This window comes from Halopolyspora algeriensis (assembly GCF_003337235.1).
GTDB lineage: Bacteria > Actinomycetota > Actinomycetes > Mycobacteriales > Pseudonocardiaceae > Haloactinomyces > Haloactinomyces algeriensis.
On the sequence record NZ_QPJC01000014.1, the window covers coordinates 57,192 to 79,481 of the forward strand.

The 22,290-nt window shown below is 69.7% G+C and carries 17 protein-coding genes, 1 pseudogene and 2 riboswitches; of the genes and pseudogenes, 7 read left to right on the forward strand and 11 right to left on the reverse strand.

Going from position 1 to position 22,290, the window contains the following annotated elements; genetic code table 11:
* Positions 1-449: 449 nt before the first annotated feature.
* The 6 genes and pseudogenes from cobM to DFQ14_RS18490 form a co-directional block, all read right to left on the reverse strand.
* Positions 450-1,340: pseudogene (gene cobM, locus DFQ14_RS18470) on the reverse strand (precorrin-4 C(11)-methyltransferase); the annotation flags it as partial.
* The gene (cobI, locus tag DFQ14_RS18475; protein WP_114454573.1) at positions 1,341-2,102 is read right to left on the reverse strand and encodes a precorrin-2 C(20)-methyltransferase; all 762 of its coding nucleotides are present in this window, start codon (positions 2,100-2,102) and stop codon (positions 1,341-1,343) included. It abuts the pseudogene before it with no gap.
* The gene (locus DFQ14_RS18480) at positions 2,099-3,508 is read right to left on the reverse strand and encodes a cobyrinic acid a,c-diamide synthase CobB (RefSeq protein ID WP_420810197.1); all 1,410 of its coding nucleotides are present in this window, start codon (positions 3,506-3,508) and stop codon (positions 2,099-2,101) included. Before DFQ14_RS18480 ends, cobI begins: the two co-directional genes overlap by 4 nt.
* A complete protein-coding gene (cobO, locus tag DFQ14_RS22130) occupies positions 3,502-4,116 on the reverse strand; it encodes a cob(I)yrinic acid a,c-diamide adenosyltransferase (RefSeq protein WP_218956405.1) in 615 nt (204 codons plus the stop codon). The genes DFQ14_RS18480 and cobO overlap by 7 nt, the downstream gene beginning before the upstream one ends.
* Positions 4,117-4,382: 266 nt before the next feature.
* A complete protein-coding gene (locus DFQ14_RS18485) occupies positions 4,383-6,539 on the reverse strand; it encodes a putative cobaltochelatase (RefSeq protein ID WP_114454575.1) in 2,157 nt (718 codons plus the stop codon).
* 35 nt (positions 6,540-6,574) lie between these two features.
* A riboswitch (cobalamin riboswitch) is annotated at positions 6,575-6,757 on the reverse strand.
* A gap of 72 nt (positions 6,758-6,829) precedes the next feature.
* Positions 6,830-7,285, reverse strand: coding sequence for a GNAT family N-acetyltransferase (locus DFQ14_RS18490; protein WP_114454576.1), 456 nt, complete (start codon positions 7,283-7,285; stop codon positions 6,830-6,832).
* Positions 7,286-7,509: 224 nt separating this feature from the next.
* Between DFQ14_RS18490 and DFQ14_RS18495 the strand changes: the two genes are divergently transcribed.
* Positions 7,510-8,487 carry an adenosine deaminase gene (locus tag DFQ14_RS18495; RefSeq protein WP_114454639.1) on the forward strand — a complete coding sequence of 326 codons (978 nt, stop codon included), beginning with the start codon at positions 7,510-7,512 and terminating at the stop codon, positions 8,485-8,487.
* Between the two features lie 62 nt (positions 8,488-8,549).
* On the opposite strand, the gene DFQ14_RS18500 is transcribed toward DFQ14_RS18495, so the two are convergent.
* Positions 8,550-9,437 (reverse strand): S1 family peptidase, encoded by an 888-nt coding sequence (locus DFQ14_RS18500; RefSeq protein WP_246195495.1) that lies wholly within the window; start codon positions 9,435-9,437, stop codon positions 8,550-8,552.
* Positions 9,438-9,785: 348 nt separating this feature from the next.
* On the opposite strand from DFQ14_RS18500, the gene DFQ14_RS18505 reads away from it, so the two are divergent.
* Positions 9,786-10,424, forward strand: coding sequence for a LysE family translocator (locus DFQ14_RS18505; RefSeq protein ID WP_114454577.1), 639 nt, complete (start codon positions 9,786-9,788; stop codon positions 10,422-10,424).
* Positions 10,425-10,533: 109 nt separating this feature from the next.
* Here the strand turns inward: DFQ14_RS18505 and cobN are convergent, their stop codons facing one another.
* Together cobN and DFQ14_RS18515 are read right to left on the reverse strand one after the other, a co-directional pair.
* Positions 10,534-14,235, reverse strand: coding sequence for a cobaltochelatase subunit CobN (gene cobN, locus DFQ14_RS18510; RefSeq protein ID WP_114454578.1), 3,702 nt, complete (start codon positions 14,233-14,235; stop codon positions 10,534-10,536).
* A 100-nt stretch (positions 14,236-14,335) separates the two neighbouring features.
* Positions 14,336-14,457: riboswitch (cobalamin riboswitch) on the reverse strand.
* A 210-nt stretch (positions 14,458-14,667) separates the two neighbouring features.
* The gene (locus DFQ14_RS18515) at positions 14,668-15,009 is read right to left on the reverse strand and encodes a hypothetical protein (protein WP_141921317.1); all 342 of its coding nucleotides are present in this window, start codon (positions 15,007-15,009) and stop codon (positions 14,668-14,670) included.
* Between the two features lie 35 nt (positions 15,010-15,044).
* Between DFQ14_RS18515 and DFQ14_RS18520 the strand changes: the two genes are divergently transcribed.
* Both DFQ14_RS18520 and DFQ14_RS18525 read left to right on the forward strand, forming a co-directional pair.
* Complete coding sequence (locus tag DFQ14_RS18520) at positions 15,045-16,052, forward strand: helix-turn-helix domain-containing protein (protein WP_246195566.1); 1,008 nt, start codon at positions 15,045-15,047, stop codon at positions 16,050-16,052.
* A complete protein-coding gene (locus DFQ14_RS18525) occupies positions 16,021-16,227 on the forward strand; it encodes a DUF397 domain-containing protein (protein ID WP_114454581.1) in 207 nt (68 codons plus the stop codon). Before DFQ14_RS18520 ends, DFQ14_RS18525 begins: the two co-directional genes overlap by 32 nt.
* A 36-nt stretch (positions 16,228-16,263) precedes the next feature.
* On the opposite strand, the gene DFQ14_RS18530 is transcribed toward DFQ14_RS18525, so the two are convergent.
* On the reverse strand, positions 16,264-17,175 hold the full coding sequence (locus DFQ14_RS18530) for a D-isomer specific 2-hydroxyacid dehydrogenase family protein (RefSeq protein ID WP_114454641.1): 912 nt from the start codon (positions 17,173-17,175) through the stop codon (positions 16,264-16,266).
* A 228-nt stretch (positions 17,176-17,403) separates the two neighbouring features.
* Between DFQ14_RS18530 and DFQ14_RS18535 the strand changes: the two genes are divergently transcribed.
* From DFQ14_RS18535 to gdhA, 3 genes are all read left to right on the forward strand, one after another.
* Complete coding sequence (locus tag DFQ14_RS18535; protein WP_114454582.1) at positions 17,404-17,949, forward strand: YbhB/YbcL family Raf kinase inhibitor-like protein; 546 nt, start codon at positions 17,404-17,406, stop codon at positions 17,947-17,949.
* Positions 17,950-18,043: 94 nt separating this feature from the next.
* Positions 18,044-19,441, forward strand: coding sequence for a mycothione reductase (locus DFQ14_RS18540; RefSeq protein WP_114454583.1), 1,398 nt, complete (start codon positions 18,044-18,046; stop codon positions 19,439-19,441).
* An 84-nt stretch (positions 19,442-19,525) separates the two neighbouring features.
* Positions 19,526-20,908 carry an NADP-specific glutamate dehydrogenase gene (gdhA, locus tag DFQ14_RS18545; protein WP_114454584.1) on the forward strand — a complete coding sequence of 461 codons (1,383 nt, stop codon included), beginning with the start codon at positions 19,526-19,528 and terminating at the stop codon, positions 20,906-20,908.
* Positions 20,909-20,981: 73 nt separating this feature from the next.
* Here the strand turns inward: gdhA and DFQ14_RS18550 are convergent, their stop codons facing one another.
* Positions 20,982-22,268, reverse strand: coding sequence for a CynX/NimT family MFS transporter (locus DFQ14_RS18550; protein ID WP_114454585.1), 1,287 nt, complete (start codon positions 22,266-22,268; stop codon positions 20,982-20,984).
* Positions 22,269-22,290: the final 22 nt, after the last annotated feature.

Here is a 22,290-nt window from a genome sequence, read left to right on the forward strand (position 1 = left end):
CCGCCCGCGGAATCGGCCCGAACGGCTTCCTCCGCCCCGGAAGCGCCGGAATCGGCCTCGGAAGGCCGGGTCTCCTCCCCGGCGGGTTCGGAATGCGCCACTTCCTCCGGTGCGGCAGCGGCACCGCCGGACGAGGCGGGAGTGCCGACATCCTCCGCCTCGACGACCACTGCCTGCACGCTCTCGCGTTGCTCGGCACCGTCCTGCTCGGACTCGGCGAGCAGGTCGGACTGCGCGGCGTCGACTGCGGGAGCCCGGGAGCCGGCACGGGCCGCCCCGCCCCGAGGGGTGTCACGCGCGTTCTGCTGCCACTCGCGCACGGCCCACCAGGCCACGTCCGGGTCCGGCTGCCCGGGCCTGCGCGCGTCCTCGCCGTGCTGCTGAACCGGCCCGGCGGTTTGCGACCCGCTGTCAGCGGCCCCGGGCCCCGCGCTCCGGCCCCAGCGCCCGGAACCTCCGGACGTCCCGGAACCGTTCTCCCGGGCACCCGCCTGCCCGTCCCGCCGCGCGGACCGCGTGGACTCGCCCCGCTGGGCGCGCAGAGCCCGGCGTGCGGCCGGGTCGGCTCGCCGGAAGGTGTGGAAGTGCCCGGGGTTGTACAGGTGCGAGCGGGTTCCCCCTTCGGTCAGCGCCCAGCCGACCAGGAACAGCGTGTGCCGCCACAGCTTGTGCTGCTTGACCGTCGACTCCAGCTCGCCGAGCGTGGTCCGCAGCATCAGCTCGTCGGGCCAGGTCGTCTTGTAGGCGACCACGACGGGAACGTCCTCGCCGTAGCCACCCGCCCGGAGCTCCTCGACGAGCTGGCCGGTGCGTGCCGCCGACAGGAACAGCGCCATGGTGGTGCCGTGCTTGGCGAACTCGCGCACCTTCTCCCCGGAGGGCATCGGCGTCTTGCCGCCTTCCAACCGGGTCAGCACCACCGACTGCGCCACTTCCGGCACCGTCAGTTCCCGCCCCACCGAGGCAGCGGCCGCGGAGAACGCGGCCACTCCGGGCACGATCTCCACTTCCAGTGCCATCCGCGCGCACACGTCGTGCTGTTCCTGCACGGCTCCCCACAACGAGGGGTCACCGGAATGCACGCGCGCGACATTGAGCCGGTCACGCTCGGCGCGGCGGTAGATCTCCACCGCATCCTCGTGGGTCAACCGCGAGGAGTCGACCAGTTCGACATCGGAACGGGCGTGCTCCTGGACGCATTCGGGGGTCACCAGGCTCGCGGCCCAGACCACGATGTCGGCCTCGGCGATGCGACGGGCACCGCGAACGGTGATCAGATCGGCCGCCCCCGGGCCGGCACCGATGAAAGAAACCCGCCCCAAGCGTGTCTCCGGAGTCATCTAGAGTTGCTCCCCTCTTCCGCCTCGCGGAGGAAGTACTACCAGGGTGGACAGGTAGGGCGCGGCATCGACCACTTCGCCGTCCACATCGGACATATCAAGCTCGGACAACGGAAGTACCCGCGCATCGGGGGTACCCAGATGCTCGGCGTAGACCGTGCGTTCCAGCGCACCACTGTCGGAGATGGCCGCTCGCAGTTCGCCGAGCCTCCGGCCGCCCTTGTAGGCCACGACCGTACCCGCCGAGCGCAGCGCCTCCCGCAACGCCGCGACATCCCGCGTCACCGGAACCACCGTGAGCGGCTCCGTGCCCTCGGTCAGTGCGACCCCGGACGCCGAGGCGGTGGCCTGCATCGCGGTGATCCCGGGGACCGTCACCACCTCGACCTGCGGAAGCAGCTCGCGGACCCCCTCGGCGAGGTAGGTGAAGGTCGAGTACAGCGCGGGATCTCCCAGCGTGGCGAAAACCACCGTGCCGCTCTCCGCGCGGAGACGCCCGGCCACGGCCTCGGCGGCGGAGTCCCAATGCCTGCGCCTGCGCTCCTGCGAACCGGCGACCGGATCGGACAGCGCGAACACCAGCCGCTGCACGCGCGAGTCCCCGGGCTCCAGATGCGCCCGCACCACAGCTTCGGCACGGCCCTGTTCCTCGGCGGCGAGCACGGGGACGAACACCGTGCTCGCCTCCCGGATCTCGCGAAGTCCGGCCAGTGTCAGCATCTCGGGATCTCCCGGACCGACACCGAGACCGACCAGCCTCATCCCGCACACCTCCCTACGAATCGCGCCACGGCTCGTGGATGTCCCGCAGGGTGCGTGTGCAGGTACGACGCGTGCAGATTGCCGTCCACGAACCCTTCGGCCACGGGGGCCCCGGCCCGCCACCGCCAAGCCGGATTCCTCCCGTGCCCGGCAGTGAGCACCGTGCGATGGAACTCGTGCCCGTTCACCCGGGCTCCTTCGGCGAACAGGGCGGACTCCGTCGCGGCGACAGCCTCGCGGTATCCCAGGGTCAGCCGGGACGACATCTCGGCCCGGGCCCCGAGAACACCACACAGGGGGTGCCCGTCCAGGCTCTCGGCCAGGTACAGCAGTCCCCCGCACTCGGCGTGCACGGGCGCCCCGCTCGCGGCGAATCGCGCGATGTGCCTCCGCAGCCCGGCATTCGCCGAGAGTTCGGCGACATGCTGCTCGGGAAAACCACCCGGCAGCACCAGCCCGGCCGTGCCGGCTGGCAGCCCCTCGTCGCGGAGCGGGTCGAACACGGCGATCTCGGCACCGGCGGCTTCCAGCAGCTCGGCATGCTCGGCATAGCCGAAGGTGAACGCTCGGCCACCGGCGACGGCCACCGTGGGGCGCGCGCTCGCCCCGACCTCGGCACCGGCGGCATCGCCCGCGTTCCACGCTCCGCCGGTCAACTCCGGTGCGGACCGCGCCAGGGACACCACCGCGTCGAGGGAGACATGCGCCTCGACCACATCGGCCATGGCCTCCACGGCCTCGTGCGCGTCGGCACCGTGCTCGGCTGCCGTGACCAGGCCCAGATGCCGCGAAGGCACCCGCAACCCGTCCGAACGAGGCAGCACTCCGAGCACCGGAAGTCCCGCGGCCTCGGCCGCCTCCCGCAGCACTTCCTCGTGACGCGCGGAACCGACCCGGTTGAGGATCACCCCACCCAGGCGCACCGGCGGATGGTAGCTGCGGAAACCGTGCAGCAGCGCGGCCAGGCTGTGCCCCTGCCCCGTGGCATCGACGACCAGCACCACCGGCGCGTCCAGCACGGTGGCCACATGCGCGGTGGATCCGAAGGCGGGAACCTGTCCGGCACCGCCGATCCGGCCGTCGAACAACCCCATCACGCCTTCGATCACCGAGAGCTCGGCACCCGCACGGCCGTGGGCGAACAGGGGCGCGAGCCGCTCCTCGCCGGTGAGGACGGGATCCAGGTTGCGACCCACCCGATCCGCGGCCACCCGGTGGTACCCGGGATCGATGTAGTCCGGACCGACCTTGAACGGCGCCACCCGGGTCGAGCGGCGGCGCAGGGCCGCGAGCAGGCCGGTGGCCACTGTGGTCTTCCCGTGCCCGGAGGCCGGCGCGGCGATGACGACTCGCGGATCCCGCACGTTGCCCGCGGGCTCCGGCGGCCGCACGGACGCACTCACCACTCGATGCCCTTCTGGCCCTTCTGGCCGGAATCCATGGGGTGGGCGACCTTGGTGGTCTGCATGACCAGGTCGGCGGCATCCACCAGCGCCTGCGGCGCGTACCGCCCGGTGATGATCACGTGCTGGTGTCCCGGCCGGTCGCGCAGCGTGGCGACGACCTCCTCGACGTCCACCCAGCCCCAGTGCAGCGGGTAGGTGAACTCGTCCAGCACGTAGAGCCCGTGGCGTTCGTCGGACAGCCTCCGGGCGATCTCCTGCCAGCCCTCCAGCGCGGCGGCGGCGTGGTCGGACTCCGTGGACTTCTTGCGGGTCCAGGACCACCCCTCCCCCATCTTGTGCCATTCGACGGGACCGCCCTCGCCGGTTTCGTCGTGCACCTTTCCCAGTGCGCGGAAGGCCGATTCCTCCCCGACACGCCATTTGGCGGATTTGACGAATTGGAAGACCCCGATCGGCCAGCCCTGGTTCCATCCCCGGAGAGCGAGTCCGAATGCCGCGGTGGACTTTCCCTTCATCTCACCGGTGTGCACGATCACCAGCGGACGGTTGCGCCGTTGCCGTGTGGTCAGTCCATCGTCCGGGACTGTCTCCGGTTTTCCCTGAGGCATGCTCGAAACCTCTCACGATCGGGCGAGCCGCCGACCCCTGTGGCGGGAAACCCGCTGCAGGGGCGCAGAACGCGGCGCGCAATCCACGAAATATCTTCACGCAATTCGATGTGCGAACAAAGACGCCCCCGCACTCAACCGGTCTGGGGGTCACCGGGAGCGCGGGGGCGTTCGGGTCCACCCCTGGGGGTCAGGTGGACACCGAAGAGCCTAACAGTGCAGGTGTGCCCCCGCCGTGATTTCCCGGCGTTGTCATCAAAACGAGATCAGGCAGCGTGGGGACTGCCCTCCCGCGCGGCCCGAACCACTCCGGCGACGCTGTCCGCCGAGAGTTCGTCCAACCGCAGGCACGCGGCCCCCAGTACCGTGGCGACCCGATTCGCCAGCCCGAGCCGCACGGGCCCGCTCTCGCAATCGACGACCACTGCGGCAACCCCGAGATCGGCCACCCGCTTCGCCGCCGCGAGCGCGTCCTCCAGCGCCTGCCCGGAGCGTTTGTCCGCTCCCGCATCGGTGTCCACTCCGACGGTGGCCCTGCCATCGGTGAGCAGCACCAGCAGCGGGCGGCGCTGCGGATCCCGAATCCGCTCGGAGGCCACCACCGAACGTGCGGTCAGCAATCCGTCCGCCAGCGGCGTGCGGCCGCCCGTGCGCAAGCGGCGCATCCGCGCAGCGGCGGTCTCCACGGAGGAGGTCGGCGGCAGCACCACCTCCCCGCCCGAGCCCCGGAACGTCACCACGCCGACCTTGTCCCGACGCTGATAGGCATCTCGCAGCAGGGACAGCACGGCGCCGCTGACGGCCGACATCCGCTCGCGCGCGGCCATCGAACCCGAAGCGTCCACAGCGAACAGCACGAGATTGCTCTCCCGCCCCTCGCGCAAGCCGTAGCGCAGGTCATCGGAGTGGAGCAGCAGGCCGGGACCCTTCCGCCCCCGCGAGGTCTGGTGCGGTGCCGCAGCCGACAAGGTCGCCTGCAGGTGGACACCGTGGCCGTCCACGGCGGAGGAGCGGATCACCTGACCGATTCGCGACCGTGCGCGGGAGCGCCGCCCCGGGGCCCCCTCACCCAGGCCGGGAACCTCCAGCAGCCGCGCGCGGAAGGCGGGGTCGGGAGCGGCGGGCGCCCGCTCCCGGGGGGCTCTACCCGAATCGTCCTGGGGAGAACCGTCGGGATCGGCACCGTTTCCGGTGGGCCGATCGTTGTGCGACGGCAGGTCGGCATCCTCGGGTGTGCCGCCACCGGGGCCACCGTCCGGGCCATCGGGCCCGTCCGGGTCGTCCGGGCCGTCGTCCTCCGGCCCTCCGCCGTCCGGTCCCTCCGGCGGCCCCTCGTCGGTGCCGCCCTCGCCGTCTCCCTCACCGCTGCCGTCTCCCTCGCCGGTGTCGGCGGATTCGGCCGCGTCGGACAGCGCCTGCTGGAGCTGGTCCTCCTCGATGCCCGGCTCGTCGAAGGGATCACGCCGCCTGCGGTGCGGCAACGCCAACCGCGCCGCCGCCTCCACATCGGCCTGTGCGACCGCGTCGGCACCGCGCCATGCCGCATGGGCGACCGCGGTGCGCGCCAGCACCAGGTCCGCCCGCATTCCGTCCACTTCGAACGCCGCACACAACGCCGCGATGCGGCGGACCTCCGAGTCCGGCACAACGACGGACCCGACGCGCTCGCGGGCCGCCGAGATCCGGGCGGCGAGCTCGGCGTCGTCGTCGGCCCATCGCCGGGCGAACCCCGCCGGGTCGGATTCGAACGCCAGCCGGCGGCGCACGACCTCGGTGCGGGTGTCGACCTCGCGTGAGGCGGACACGTGCACGGTGAGCCCGAAGCGGTCCAGCAACTGCGGTCGCAGCTCCCCCTCCTCGGGGTTCATGGTGCCCACCAGCAAAAACGACGCCGCGTGGGACATCGACATCCCCTCGCGCTCGATGTGGGAGCGTCCCATCGCCGAAGCGTCCAGCAGCAGGTCCACCAAGTGGTCGTGCAGCAGGTTCACCTCGTCGACGTAGAGCACGCCACGATGCGCCGCGGCGAGCAGACCCGGCTGGTAGGCACGGACGCCTTCGGTGAGTGCCCGCTCGACGTCGAGGGAACCGACCAGACGGTCCTCCGTGGCACCGACCGGGAGCTCGACGAGCTGTGCGGGCCGCTGTGCCCCTGCCGCGTCCTCGTGCGGCCCGTCCGGGCAAGCGGGATCGGGCTCGTGCGGATCACAGCCGAAACGGCAGTCGGTCACGACATCCAGCGCGGGCAGCAACGCGGCCAGCGCGCGCACGATGGTGGACTTGGCAGTGCCCTTCTCCCCGCGCACGAGCACCCCGCCGATACGGGGGTGCACGGCGTTGAGCAGCAGCGCCAGTTGCAGGTCGTCATGTCCGACGACGGCGGAGAACGGGTACCGCGCGGGAGCCGACACGGCAGCGGTCATGCCTGGCATTCCTTCCTCGGGTTACGGACGCCCCGGGTTGTGCGGCAAGAAGCGGCAGTGTCCTGACTCCCGGATCCGTACGCTCTCCGGCCTTCCCAGGGTTGCCCCGGTGGCTCTCGCGGGAGAAGCGCTCCCCGGTCACAGTGGCGCCGACCGTGCCGGATTCACACCGGCTTCCTGGCCACTCCTTGCTGGGACCGTGATGCATCGTCTCAGAATTCACTCGCCCGGCCAACGCCACGGCACCACGTGTAACCGGCGCCACGCCGCCGGACATCCGAACGCACTGCTCACGGGTTGCGATGCATATCGATGTGCGGGATGCCGTCCTCGTCGTACTCCGCACCGGACTCCACGAAGCCGAAGAGGCGGTAGAAGCCGACCGCGTAGGTCTGGGCCGACAGCATCACCGGAGCCCGGCGAACCTCCGCCACGGCCGTCCGCATGAGCTTCTTTCCCAACCCCATGCCCCGGCCGCTTCGTGCGGTGCAGACCCGGCCGATGCGGAATGTCCCGTCGACCCCCTCCAGCAACCGCAGGTACCCCAGGACCCGGCCGTCGGCGGAGTCGATCCACAAGTGCCGGGTGCTCGGATCGAGATCGAGACCGTCGAGTTCGGCGTAGGGGCACTGCTGTTCGACCACGAAGACATCCACGCGCAGCCGCAACATACGATACAGATCGACCGCATCGAGATCGGCCGTGTAGGCGCGGTGTACCGAGGTGGCGAGGGGCTGCAGGTCCACCTTCCCTGCTTACCACAGCCGGACGCTCGAGCGACCATTCGCCTGTGGCGGGACCTGCGGTTGGAGGAAGCAACAAAGCCTCGGACCGCGCACCGGTACATTCCTGTGCGTTTCGTCGCTGGCGCCGGGGCACTCGCCCTGGTCTACTGCTGCGAATCACGCACACGGGCACGGATCGGCAAGGCAAGGGAGGAACGGTGAATCCTGACGCGTCCGGTACGGCGCTGTCGGTACCGAAGGCCGAGCTGCACATGCACATCGAAGGTGCGCTGGAGCCCGAGCTGGCGTTCGAGTGCGCGCGCCGCAACGGCATCACTCTGCCGTATGCCGATGTCGACGACCTGCGGCGACGCTATGACTTCAGCAACCTGCAGTCGTTCCTGGATCTGTACTACACGGGCATGAACGTGCTGTGCACGGCACAGGACTTCACCGACCTGGCCGACAGCTACCTCGCGCGGGTGCGGCAGCAGGGTGTGCGCCACGCGGAGATCTTCTTCGATCCGCAGGCCCACACCAGCCGCGGCGTGGCACTGGAAACCGTGCTCGACGGGCTGGAGGCCTCCCTAGCGACGAGCCAGGAGCGTTTCGGGATCTCCACGCGCCTGATCGCCTGCTTCCTGCGCGATCGCGGGCCGGACGAGGCCATGGCCACGTTCGAGGCGCTGCTGCCCCACACCGGTCGGATCACCGGTGTCGGCCTGGACTCGGCGGAGGACGGATACCCGCCGGAGGGCTTCGCTCCGGTATTCGCCCGTGCCCGCCAGGCGGGGCTGCACCTGGTGGCTCACGCCGGGGAGGAAGGACCGCCGGAGTACGTCTGGCAGGCCCTGGACGTGCTCGGCGTCGACCGGATCGACCACGGCATCCGGGCCGCCGAGGATCCCACGTTGCTGAGGCGCATCGCTCGCGACCAGGTGCCGCTGACGGTGTGCCCGCTGTCCAACGTGCGGCTGCGCTGTGTGGACACCCTGGGCCGGCACTGCCTTCCCCAGCTCGTGGACACCGGCGTGCTGACCACGATCAACTCCGACGATCCGGCCTACTTCGGCGGCTACGTCGGCGAGAACTACCGCGCCGTGCAGCGCGAGTTCGGCTTCGACGACACGGCGCTGCGCGAGTTCGCGAGCAACTCGATCCGCGCCTCCTTCCTCGGCAGGGACGAGCGGGAACGCCTCCTGGCCGAGATCTCGGCCGAGTAGGGCTCTCCGCCGGATCCCGCATCGCGGTGGCTGCTCCCGACGCCGTCGGGGAGCAGCCACCGTCACAGGTGCTGCGCCATCTCGGCGGCGTAGGCGGACAGGCGGGTGTAGACGCCCGGGAATCCGGGACGGGCACAGCCCGAACCGAACGAGATCACACCGACCAGACGCCCGTCCACGACGAAGGGACCGCCGGAGTCCCCGCCGCAGGCATCCTGCCCGACCTCGGCCTCTCCGGCGCAGAACATCGTCGAACCGTCGAAGTTCTCGTAGGGCTCGGCACATTCGGCATCGGCGAGTACCGGCACCTCCACCGAGCGCAGCACCTTCGACGGCGGAGCCCACTCGCCGGTACGGCCCCAGCCGTAGATCCTGCCCGGCGTTCCCGTTCGGTAGGGCTCGGTGTCCCCGGCGCCGACCATCGGCAGCGGCTGCTGCGGCACCGGCGCGCTCAACGTGAGCACGGCCACGTCCGCACCCTGCAGGAAGCCCGAGTACGCCCGGGGCCGCCACACCTTCTCGACCCCGGCGACGACGCCCTGTCCGGTACGCAGGTCGGTGCGGCCCAGCACCGCTCGCAGTGCTTCCGGGGAGCGCGGCCGAGTGCTCCCCGGCTCGGTCGTGCAGTGCGCCGCGGTCACGACCTTGGTGGGGCGTACCAGAGTTCCACCACAGAACTGGCTGCCGAATTCGTCGGTCAGGGCCACCATCCACGGAGCTTGGTCCGTGGAGGTGCGCGTTCCTCCCACGATCCGCGCCTGGACGGCCCCGGGCCGAACCCCTCGGTCCCGGGCCGCCGCATCGCGTGGACTCTCCGCGGGCTCGGCCGGTGCGGCACTGCCCGAGGGCATCCACGCCAGCGCCAGCACGGCAGCGGTGATCACCGTCCACATCGGCGCCCGCCCGCGCCCTCGTACCGGAAACCGGTTCCGATCCCCGCCGTGCCGCACGCCGCGCCTCCCTGACTCCGCTGCTTCGATCTTGCCGATGGCACACCGTAGTCACCCGGGCACGAAAACAAGGCGAGGCGCAACTCACAGCCATACAACAAAAATTTTCGCTACCATGGATTTCCGCGGGAAATATTGCGGCCAACATCGAAGTTGATCCGCCACCATCCTGATTGGTTTCTCGCGCGGCCCACTCCGGCAGCCTGCCGGGAACCCCGACCTCACCCGGGTCAGTGACACATTGCACTCGATCCGGTCATCGAAGCCGGCGGGATACGGCCGTTCCTGGGCGACTCGCCTCGCCGGGCCACCGACACAGCACCGACGACTCGCGAAGGAAGGAACGCCATGCTCCTGGACTTCACCGCCCTACCGGCATTCGTGCTCGCCAGCACGGTGGTGATTCTCACTCCGGGTGTCGACGCGTTCCTGCTGCTGCGCACTTCGCTGCGGTCCGGCATCCGGCCCGGGATGTACGCGCTGGCGGGCATCCACACCGCGAGCTTCCTCCAGGTCACCGCGGTGATCTGCGGGCTCGGTGCGCTGGTCACCCGGAACCCGGCCGTACTGGCTGCCCTGAAGTGGATCGGGGCGGCCTACCTGCTCTACCTCGCCGCGACGATCCTGCGCGGCCTGTGGCTGACCCGGCGGGAAACCGCCCGTGGCACCCTCACCGGCGGCGAATCCCCGCACGAGGACGGGAACCCCTACCTGCGCGGGCTGCTGAGCAACATCACGAACCCGAAGATGCTGCTGTTCAGCCTGGCGTTCCTGCCGCAGTTCGTCGGCGAGTCCACCCGGCCCGCGCTGCAACTCGTGATGCTCGGTGCGGTTTTCCTCGTGCTGGCCGCGATCTGGGAGACGACCATCGTGCTGGCCGCCTCCCGCATCGCCACCAGGCTCCATCGCCGGTGGTTCCGGGACTCGCTGGACATGGTCAGTGCCGCGGCGTTCGCCACCATCTCCGTCGGCCTCATCGCCGCGTGACAAGAGAGTGCACGAATTGACTTGAATCGCGGTGCCGGTGGCGGAACCTCAGGCGCCGCCTCGACTCCGGGATCTCCGACTCAGGTAGCGACGCGCACTCTCATACGTCCTACTCCTCGAGTTCACCTTCCAGTTCGAGGTAGGTCCGGCGAAGGTCGTCGAGGGTCTGCTGCTCCGGCTCGGCCCACAGGCCACGGTCGGCGGCCTCCAGCAGCCGTTCGGTCATTCCGCGCAGGGCCCACGGGTTGGACTGGCGCAGGAAGTCCCGCACCTCGTCGTCGAACACGTAGGACTCGGCGAGCTTGGTGTACATCCAGTCGTCGACGACCCCCGCGGTCGCGTCGAACCCGAACAGGTAGTCCACTGTGGCCGCGAGTTCGAAGGCGCCCTTGTAGCCGTGGCGCTGCATCGCCGCGATCCACTTCGGGTTGACAACGCGGGCCCGGAAGACCCGCTTGGTCTCCTCCCCCAGCGTCCTGGTCTTGACCGCGTGCGGCACCGCCGAATCGCCGACGTAGGCCGCGGGGTTGTTGCCGGACAGGGACCGCACCATGGCGACCATGCCGCCGTGATACTGGAAGTAGTCGTCGGAGTCGGCGATGTCGTGCTCGCGGGTGTCGACGTTCTTCGCCGCGACCTGGATGCGCCGGAACGCCGATTCCATGTCGGTGCGCGCCTCGCGCCCGTCGAGCCCGCGACCGTAGGCGTAGCCGCCCCAGGTGGCGTAGACCTCGGCGAGGTCGGCGTCGGTGCGCCAGTTGCGCGCGTCGATCAGCGGCAGCAGCCCCGCACCGTAGGCGCCGGGACGGGATCCGAAGATGCGGGTCGAGGCGCGGCGCGTGTCACCGTGCTCACCCACATCCGCGCGGTAGTGCGCGGCGACGTGGTTGTCGGCGTCGGACTCGTCGAGCCGGGCCACCGCCTGCACGGCGTCGTCGACGAGCGAGACCACGTGCGGGAAGGCGTCGCGGAAGAACCCGGAGATCCGCATCACGACGTCGATGCGGGGGCGGCCGAGCTCGTCGACCGGGACGATCTCGAAGCCGGTCACCCGCCGGGAGGCGTCGTCCCAGGTCGGGCGGCAGCCGAGCAGCCACAGGATCTCGGCGATGTCGTCGCCCTGGGTGCGCATGGCCGAGGTGCCCCACACCGTCAGCCCTACCGAAGCGGGGTACTCCCCGGTGTCCTGGCGGTGGCGCGCGATCAGTGAGTCCGCCAGCGCGGCACCGACGTCGAAGGAGTTGCGCGACGGGATGGCCTTGGGGTCGACCGAGTAGAAGTTCCGGCCGGTCGGCAGCACCGACACCAGTCCTCGTGTCGGCGAGCCGGACGGGCCCGACGGCACGAACCCGCCGTCGAGGGCGTGCACCACGTTGCCGATCTCGTCGGTGGTGCGCGCCAGCCGCGGTGCGAGCTCGGTGCAGGCGAAGCGCAACACCCCGGTCACCTGCTCCTGCTGCTCGCCGAGGACCTCGGCAACCACCAACGGGGCCGTATCGGCCCGCCAGTCCCGCTCGGCGAGTCCGCCGACGAGCGTGCGTGCCAGCCCTTCCAGCAGGTCCACGGCATCCGACGCCGAGGCCGAGGGCCCCTCGACCAGCTTGGTCAGTGCTCTCGGGACCTCGGCGGCGGCGCCGGGTTCGGCCAGCAGCGCCTGCTCGTCGAGACCGAAGTGCTCGGCCAGGGCCGAGCGCAGGCCGGGCAGGGCGCCCACGGTGCCGCCGAAGACCTGCCGGGCACGCAGGATCGCCAGCACGTCGTTGACGAGTTCCTCGCCCTGCGGCGGGCGGCCGAGGATGTGCAGGCCGTCGCGGATCTGCACGTCCTTGATCTCGCACAGGTAGCCGTCGACGTGCATCACGAAGTCGTCGAACGAGTCCGCGTCGGGCTGTTCCGGCTGGTCCAGGTCGTGGTGCAGCTGCGCGGAGGTGATCAGCTCCCAGATCTGGCTGCGCAGCGTCGGTTTCTTCTCCGGGTCCAGGTCGGAGACGGTGGCGTACTCGTCGAGCAGCTGTTCCAGCTTCGCGATGTCGCCGTAGGTGTCGGCCCGGTCCATCGGCGGGATCATGTGGTCGACCACGACCGAGTGACCGCGCCGCTTGGCCTGCGTGCCCTCGCCGGGGTCGTTGACGATGAACGGATAGATCAGCGGCAGGTCTCCCAGGACCGCGTCCGGGGCGCAGTCGGCCGCCAGGCCGAGCCCCTTGCCCGGCAACCACTCCAGCGTGCCGTGCTTGCCGAGGTGCACCACGGCGTCGGCGCCGAAGTCCTCGGCCAGCCAGCGGTAGGCGGCGAGGTACTGGTGCGAGGGCGGCAGATCGGGGTCGTGGTAGATCGCGATCGGGTTCTCCCCGAACCCGCGCGGCGGCTGGATCAGCAGCACCACGTTGCCGAAGCGCAGCGCGGCCACGTAGATCGCGCCCTCGTCGTCGACGTAGAGACCACCCGGTGGTGGACCCCAGTGCTCGGTCATCGACGCGCGCAGCGCCTCGGGCAGGGCGTCGAACCACTCGCGGTAGCGGGTGGTGGGCACGCGGATGGCGGCATCGGCCATCTGCTCTTCGGACAGCCACTCGACGTCGTGGCCACCCGCCGCGATCAGCCGGTGAATGAGCCGATCACCGTCCATGTCGGACAGGTCGAGACCGCCCAGGTCGTATCCGGCGCTCTCCAGCGCGCTCAGCAGGTCGACCGCCGAAGCGGGGGTGTCCAGGCCGACCGCGTTGCCGACGCGGGAGTGCTTCGTCGGGTAGGACGACAGCACGATGCCCAGGCGCTTGTCGGCGTTGTCCGCGCCCTGCAGCCGGGCCAGGGACACGGCGGTGCCGGCCACGCGCCGGGCGCGTTCCGGGTCGGCGACGTAGACGGGGATACCGTCCTCGCCGCTTTCCTTGAACGAGAACGGCACGCTGATCAAGCGGCCGTCGAACTCCGGCACCGCGACCTGCATCGCGGCGTCCATCGGCGACAGGGCCGCGTCGCTGTCGGCCCAGGCGGCCCTGCTCGTGGTCAGGCACATGCCCTGCAGCACCGGGATGTCCAGCGCGGCCAGCGCACCGGCGTCCCAGGAATCCTCGTCACCACCGGCGCTGGCATCGGCGGCCACCGCGCCACCGGCGGCCAGCACCGTGGCGATCAGTGCGTCGCACTCGCCGAGCAGCCCGCGCAACCCGTCGGTATCGGACAATCCGCGCAGTGAGCCGCAGAACACCGGCAGCGCGTTGGCGCCTGCCCGTTCGATCTCGTCGGCGAGGACGTCCACGAAGGCACTGTTGCCCGCCAGGGCGTGCGCCCGGTAGAAGACGATGCCGACGGTCGGCTTGGCGGGGTCGTGGGCTCGGGATCCGTGCCTGCCGTATTCCGGTGTCCGCTCCGGTGGCTCGAACCCCTCGCCGGTCAGCAGCACGGTGTCGGACAGGAAGCGGGCGAGTTCACCGAGGTTGTTCGGGCCGCCTTCGACCAGGTACGACAATGCCTGGGTCGTCACCCCGGCGGGCACTGTGGACAGCGCCATCAGCTCGGCGTCCGGGGTGGACTCGCCACCGAGCGCGACCGTGGGGATTCCCGAGGTCAGCAGGGCGTCGAGCCCGGCCTCCCAGGCGCGGCGACCGCCCAGCAGCCGGACCACGGCGACGTCGACGCCCTCGACCAGCGTGGGCACGTCGGCGGCTTCGACGCGGTTCGGGTTGGCGACGCGGTAGTCGGCATGGGACGACCTCGCCGCGAGGAGGTCGGTGTCGGCAGTGGAGACCAGCAGCACACGCGGCCGGGAGGCTTCCGGGCCTTGCTGGGGGGAATCGGGCTCGCTCATGGCGGTCGTCCTCTCTCCGGGATACGCGCCCCGGCGTCGAGGTGGGTGGCGGCCACGGTCGCCCGGCTCGATCGGCGTCGAGCCGGCTTCCCGATCAGCGGAGTGTCCTGACTCCCGGGTCGCCGCAGTGCACCCGCCTTCCGGCCCTGGTGGGCCGTGGCATGTGGGGACCGCTACCCGGTCACAGTGGCGCGACCGCCCCGGATTCACACCGGGTTCCTCCGCATCGCCGCCGTCCGGCCCGGCCATCCTAACCCGGCGCCCGCAGCGCCCCAGGGGCCGGAGATCGACGCCACGTCGGCGGGATGCGCGGGCGAACACCTTCCATGCACACAAGCGGCCCGCTACGCTGAGATCAGCCTGCGGTCCGCGGACTCAGCCGGAAGTTAACCCGGGCTCCCGCTGGACAGCGGGAGCCCGGGTTCGCGCTTTTCAAAACTGTTTGCCTACGACGTCAGCTACTCGAATCCCGCCGTCACGGCGCCCAGACGAGGCGCAGTTCGACCACGCGGGAGTGTGCAGGCGGTGGGCGCTCTCGGCCGAGCGGAACCGGCCGTGACTGTTGCCGGGACCGACCAGCACGGCATGGTCCTCGAAGGACAGCCCCCACGCGAAGACGGCGGCATCGACACGCTCCCCACGCTCGGCGACGAGCGCGAACACCCGGGGAGCCGCATCGGACACCATCCCCGCGATCAGCTCGGCGAACTCCGGCTCGTCGCACAGCGGTCCCGGCTCCGGAACGCCCTCTTCGGACTCGACCTGCACTGCCATCGTGATGACCCCTTCCTCCGGCACGCCTCGTGGCGATGACAACTTGCAGGTTAGTTTTTTACATAAAAGATCTACATCGCCCAATCGTGTTGGATCTTTTATGTCAAACTTTTGCGTATGGTGGCTTCGTCGACGCCGGAGGGACGAAGATGAGCAGCTCGTCAGCGCAACTACGCAGGTTGGGTGCGGAGTTGCGGCGCCTTCGAGAACTCAGCGAGCGAACGCAGACCGATGTGGGCATGGCGATCGGCCGTACGCACGCAACCCTCGTCAACTGGGAACGAGGCAAGACGAAGATCAGCAAGTCCGACCTCGCCTGCTTGTTGGCGGAGCTCCGGGCGCCCGCCGAGGTGCGCAAAGGTCTTGAACAGCTCCGATCGGAGACCGGTCGAAGGCATGGCCAGTGGTCGGTTTTCGGCCTCGCCGACTGGCTACGGCCGCTCGTCAGCTTCGAAGAAGACGCGGTTGCGATCTCGGCATTCGAGCCTGTTGTCGTTCCCGGCCTGCTGCAGACCCGGGAATACGCGCGAGCCATCCATGTAGCGGGGCCTTACACGACAGCACCGGACGATGTCGACAGGTGGGTTGAAGCAAGGATGCAACGTCAGCTACGGCTGACGGATCCGCTCCCGTTGAGGTTCCACGCAGTGGTCTCCGAATCCGCTTTGCGCTCGGCCGTCGGCGGACCGAAGATCATGTGTGACCAGCTCCGGCACCTTGCCGAAGTTGCCGCTGCGGAGAACATCACGCTCCAGGTGCTGCCCGCGAGCGTGGGAGCCCACCCGGGAATGGCAAGCAATCTGACCGTGCTGCACTTCGCCGACCCGGAAACCGACCCTCCGCTGGGCTACTTCGACGGTCCTCTGGGCGGTTACATGATCGACGATGAGGGCGATGTTGCTTCCATGGTCAACATCTTCGAGGACGTGCGAGCGCTGGCACTCGACGAGGCTGCCTCCGCCCGGTTGATCGCTGCCATACTGGACGAGCACCACGAGAAAGGCAGCGAGCATGTTCGATCTGTCGAAAGCGGCTTGGCGTAAGTCCAGCTTCAGCACATCCGGCGGTAACTGCGTCGAAGTGGCTCCGCTGGCCGATGGGCGGATCGCTGTGCGCAACAGCAACGCTCCCGAGGCGGGCACGGTGCTGTTCACCCGCGCCGAGATGGACGCCTGGATCCGGGGCGTCAAGGCGGGCGAGTTCGACGACCTCGCCTGAGGCACGTCGGAAACCCTCCCGCCCCGGCGGCTTCCCTCAGTACCCCGCCGAGAGATCGACCACCCCTTCGAGGGGTTCGCCCGCCAGACAGCGCGCCACGTTCGTGCGAACACGGCGGGCCAGCGCGGGCAACAGCAGATGCTGCGGGTTCGCCGAATGCGGCGAGATCAGCGCGCGCGGCTCACCGAACAGCGGATGCCCGTCCGGCAACGGCTCCGGATCGGTGACATCCAGCGCCGCCCCGGCGATCCACCCCTCGGCCAGGGCCGTGATCAGCGCGTCGGTGTCCACCAGAGAGCCGCGCGCGATGTTGACCAGCCAGGCGTGCGACTGCATCCGCTCCAGCTCGGCCGCACCGATCAACTTGTCCGTGGACGCGGTGGCGGGCGCGGCGATGACCACGTGGTCGCAGGAACCCAGCAGCTCGCCGACGCCCTCGGCATCGTCGGCGCGGATCGTGCGCTGCGCGCCGGGCACCTGCCGCCCGGAGCGGTTCACGGCCAGCACCCGCACCCCGAACGGTTCCAACAACCGCATCAGCGAGCGGCCGATACCGCCCGCCCCGATGATCCCGACGGTCGCGCCGAACACCGTACGGATGCCCTCCGGGCGCTGCCAGCTGCTCGCGCGCGCATCGGTGTGCAGTTGGCGCGCCCCGGCCAGCACCAGCGCCAACGCGTGCTCGGCGACGGTCTCGGCGTAAGCGCCCGCCGCGGAGGTGAACACCGCATCGCCACCCAGCGCCCCGGCTTCCAGCCACGGTTCGATCCCCGCGGCCGGAAGTTGCACCCATTCGATGCCGGAGTGGTGGAACTCGCCGAAGCGTTCCGGTCCCGCGCCGTACCACACCAGCGCCGAAGCCTCCCGCAACGAGCTCAGCTCGCCGCCCGCGGCGACCACGGCCTCCTCCAGCTCGGGCGCCCCGACCGGACCGACATGGATCTTCACCGACTCCTCCTCGCTGCGGCTCGTGTGCGCATCGCTGTGCGTTCCCCCGACCGGACGGTAGCCCGTGCGGGAGCTCCCGGGCTTCTCGAGTCCACCTCGGACCGGCGAGCACGGCGCACCGGAACCGTCCGCCCATGTCACGCGCGCAGCGGCATCCGTGGCTAAGGTGGAGCGGAAGGTGATCAATCACCAGGCCGGCAACGAATCCGTAGCCGAGGAGGAGACCCGATGAGCCTTGAGCGTCCCGTCGACCCCGATCCCTACTCCCTGCTGCCCGAACTCCCCACCTTCACGGTCACCTCGACCGACGTGACCGACGGTCAACCGATGTCGCAGGCGCACGCCTACGACGGCATGGGGGCAGGCGGCGACAACATCTCGCCGCAGCTGAGCTGGTCCGGTTTCCCGGACACCACGAAGAGCTTCGTGGTCACCTGCTTCGATCCTGACGCGCCGATCCCGGGCGGATTCTGGCACTGGGTGCTCGTCGACATCCCCGTCGGCGTGACCGAACTTTCCCGGGACGCGGGCAACCGCGACGGACACGGCATTCCGAGCGGTTCCTTCCACGTGGCCAACGACATGGGCGAGCGGGCGTTCGGCGGTGCCGCACCCCCGTCCGGCGACCGCCCGCACCGGTACTACTTCGCCGTGCAGGGGGTCGACAGCGAGAACCTGGGTGTGGACAGCACCGCCAGCCCGGCTGTGGTCAACTTCATGCTGGCCTTCCACGCCACCGGGCGGGCGATCATCGCACCGACCTACGCGCACTGACCGTCCCCGGGCCCTGCTGCGCCCGACGGGAAGCACCGGGCGCAGCAGGGAGGCGATCACGGGTGGACGACCCCGCCTGAGGCAGTATGGACCCGTGCGACACTTCGACCTGGTCATCATCGGTACCGGCTCCGGCAACGGCATCCTCGACGAGCGCTTCGACGACTGGAACGTCGCCATCGTGGAGAAGGGCATCGGACCCAACGGCGCTTACGGCGGCACCTGCCTGAACGTGGGGTGCATCCCGACGAAGATGTTCGTGCACACCGCCGATGTCGCCAGTGCGCCCGATGCGGGCCCGAAACTCGGTGTGGAGCTCGAACGTCGGGACGTGCGCTGGCGCGAGATCCGCGACCGCATCTTCGGCCGGATCGACCCGATCGCGGCCGGCGGCCGCCGCTACCGGGTCGAGGACAACCCCAACGTCACGGTCTACGAGGGCACCGGACGGTTCACCGGAGTCAAACAGCTGACCGTGGCGACCTCCTCCGGAACCGAGACCATCACCGCCGACCGCTTCGTCGTCGCCGCGGGAGGGCGCCCCGCCGTCCCGGACATTCCCGGCCTCGACTCGGCCGGCTACCACACCAGCGACACCATCATGCGTCTCGAGGAGCTGCCCCACCGACTGATCATCATGGGGACCGGCTTCATCGGCGCCGAGTTCGCCCACGTGTTCTCCTCCCTGGGCGTCGAGGTCACCCTCATCGGCCGCTCCAACTGTGTCCTGCGTTCGGAGGACATCGACATCTCCCAGCGGTTCACCCGCCTCGCAGCGGACCAGTGGGATGTGCGCCTCAATCGCCGGGAGACCCGCGTCGAACGCCGCGGCGGGCTCACCCGGCTGCATCTCGACGGCCCGGAGGGCACCGAGGTCGTGGACGGTGAACAGCTGCTGATCGCCACCGGTCGGGTGCCGAACTCCGACCTGGTGGATGCCGGTGCCGGGGGAATCGCCACCGACGAGAACGGCAAGATCGAGGTGGATGCTCTGCAGCGCACCTCCGTGGAGGGGGTGTGGGCCCTGGGCGACATCAGCAGCACGCACGAGCTCAAACACGTCGCCAACCACGAGGAGCGTGTCGTGCAGCACAACCTGCTGCACCCGGACTCCCCGGTCGAAACCGACCACCGGTTCGTGCCACACGCGGTGTTCTCCGGGCCGCAGATCGCCTCCGTCGGAATGACCGAGCAGGAGGCTCAGGCACGCGGGGCCCGCTACGTCACCGCGATGCAGGACTACGCAGGTATCGCCTACGGCTGGGCCATGGAGGACACCACCGGATTCGCCAAGCTGCTGGCCGATCCGGCCACCGGCCGACTGCTCGGCGCGCATATCATGGGACCGCAGGCACCGACGCTGCTCCAGCCGCTGATCCAGGCGATGCATTTCGGAATCGATGCCCGCTCGATGGCGCGCGGCCAGTACTGGATCCACCCGGCGATGCCCGAGCTGATCGAGAACGCGTTGCTGAACCTGCCACTGGACTGACCACATACCGAGATCCACATGGTGGAATCAGAGTTCCATGAGAACTCTCACGCTGCGAACGGGTAGCGTATCGGCCACAGAAGCATGAAGCTGCAGGGAGTTGTCCCGCAGGGAAGGATCACTCGCTTGCTACACGAACGACTGGAACCGATCTACGATGCCGTGATTCACCGCAACCAGGGCGAAGTCGAGTTCCACCAAGCGGTCAGGGAGGTTCTCGAAAGCGTCGGACCCGTACTGGCCAAGCACCCGGAATACGCCGAGAACAAGATCATCGAGCGGATCTGCGAGCCGGAGCGCCAGATCACCTTCCGCATCCCCTGGGAGGACGACCGCGGCGAGGTGCACATCAACCGCGGGTTCCGCGTGGAGTTCAACAGCGCCCTCGGGCCGTACAAGGGAGGCCTGCGCTTCCACCCCTCGGTGTACCAGGGCATCGTCAAGTTCCTCGGCTTCGAGCAGGTCTTCAAAAACGCCCTGACCGGATTGCCGATCGGCGGCGGCAAGGGCGGGGCGGACTTCGATCCGAAGGGACGTTCCGACCGCGAGATCATGCGGTTCTGCCAGAGCTTCATGACCGAACTGCACCGCCACCTCGGTGAGTACACCGACGTGCCCGCAGGCGACATCGGCGTGAGCGGCCGTGAGATCGGTTATCTGTTCGGCCAGTACAAGCGCATCACCAACCGCTACGAGTCCGGTGTGCTCACCGGCAAGAACCTTCCCTTCGGCGGGGCTCGCGTCCGCACCGAGGCCACCGGTTACGGGTGCGCCTTCTTCGTCAACGAGATGCTGTCCGCGCGGGGCACCTCCTTCGAGGGCAAGCGCGTCGTCGTGTCCGGTTCGGGCAACGTCGCGATCTACACGATGGAGAAGGTGCACCAGCTCGGCGGCACCGTGGTCGCCTGCTCGGACTCCAGCGGCTACATCTACGACGAGAACGGCATCGACACCGAGCTGGTGCAGCAGATCAAGGAAGTCGAGCGCCAGCGCATCAGCGTCTACGCCGAGCGTCGCCCCCAGGCGAAGTTCCTGGACAAGGGCCGCATCTGGGAGGTCCCGTGCGAGGTGGCACTGCCGTCGGCCACCCAGAACGAGATCACCGGCAAGGACGCCGAGACCCTGGTGGCCAACGGGTGCACCGCCGTCGGTGAGGGCGCGAACATGCCCACCACGCCGGAGGGTGTGCGGGTCTTCCAGAGCGCCGGTATCGCGTTCGGCCCGGGCAAGGCCGCCAACGCCGGCGGTGTGGCCACCTCGGCGCTGGAGATGCAGCAGAACGCCTCCCGGGACAGCTGGAGCTTCGAGTTCACCGAGAAGCGCCTGCGGGAGATCATGGTCGACGTGCACGCCCGGTGCTACAGCACTGCCGAGGAGTACGGCATGCCGGGTGACTACGTCGCCGGAGCCAACATCGCGGGATTCATCCGCGTCGCCGATGCCATGCTGGAGCTCGGCCTGGTCTGAGCCGAATCCCTCCGGTGGGTGGGGATCACGACGCCACACCGCCCACCGGAGGGACTCGGCCGTCCGGCGCGGGTCACACCGTCCGGGGCCGGCCCGCGATGATCCCCACGGTGCCCTGCAGAGCCAGAATGACCAGAACCACGGTCAGCGACGCGGCCCAGCCGGCCGTGAGGGTGTGCAGCATCCCGAACAGGAACGGCCCCGCCGAGGCGATCAGATACCCGATGCTCTGAGACATCGCGGAAAGCCTGCCGGTGTCGGCCGCGTTGCTCGTACGCAGCGAGATGAACGTCAGCGCCAGCGGGAACGCGCTCATACCGGTGCCGATCAGCAACGCCCACACCACGGGCGCGGCCATCGGAGCCAGCAGAAGACCGAGGAAACCGGCGATCGCGATCAGTGCCAACCCGAGCGCCCACCAGGACTGGCTGCGTGTCCTGGTCACCAGCGGAGGGAGCACCATGCTGATCGGCACCCCGATCAGCAGGAGCAATCCGAGCAGCGCGCCTGCCTGGCCCGCCGCCATGCCCGCTGCCTTGAACACCTCGGGCAGCCAACCCATCACGACATAGGCGACCAGCGACTGCATCGCGAAATACGCCGTGACGGCCCATGCCAGCGGGCTGCGCGCGAGCGAGCGACCCGGACCGCTCGCCGAGGTCGGCGCCGTCTGCACGGGCGACCGCTGTTTGCGGGTCGCAGGAACCCAGACCAGGAACGCGGCCAGCGCGAGCACCGCCCAGATCTCCAGGGCGAACTGCCAACTGCCCAGTCCGGACCGCAGCCACGGTGTGAAGGCCGAGCCCGCCGAGCCCCCCGCTGCCATGGCGGTCGTGTACACACCGGTCGCCAGACCCACGCGGGCGGGGAAGAACTCCTTGACCACGACGGGGATCAGCACGTTGCACATGGCGATCGCCGCACACACCAGGACCGTTCCCCCCAGCACGGTCCACGGTCCGGCCGCCACGCGCAGCAGCATCGCCACGGTCAGCACGGCCAGCGAGACCCCGACGATCCGGGTGTTGCCCCAGCGCCGTGCGAGCAGCGGTGCACCGATCCCGGCAAGGCCGAAACACAGCGTGGGCACCGAGGTGATCACGCTGGCCCACGTGGTGCTCGCGCCGAGTGAGTCCTGCACCCCACCCAGCAGGGTGGCAAGGCTGGTCACCGCCGGGCGCATGTTCGCGGCGGCCAGCGCCACCCCCACGAGCAGCAGCCCGCCACCGGCGGCGGCGGTGCCCTTCGCCCCCTTCTCCGAGCGCGCGGGCACCTCGCAGCGCGTATCGGCTACCCCGGTGGCGGTATCCCGGTCGACCACGTGGTCGGAGGCAGGCTGGGTACACGACTCGGAAGACATCGCGTACTAGTATGGCAAACGT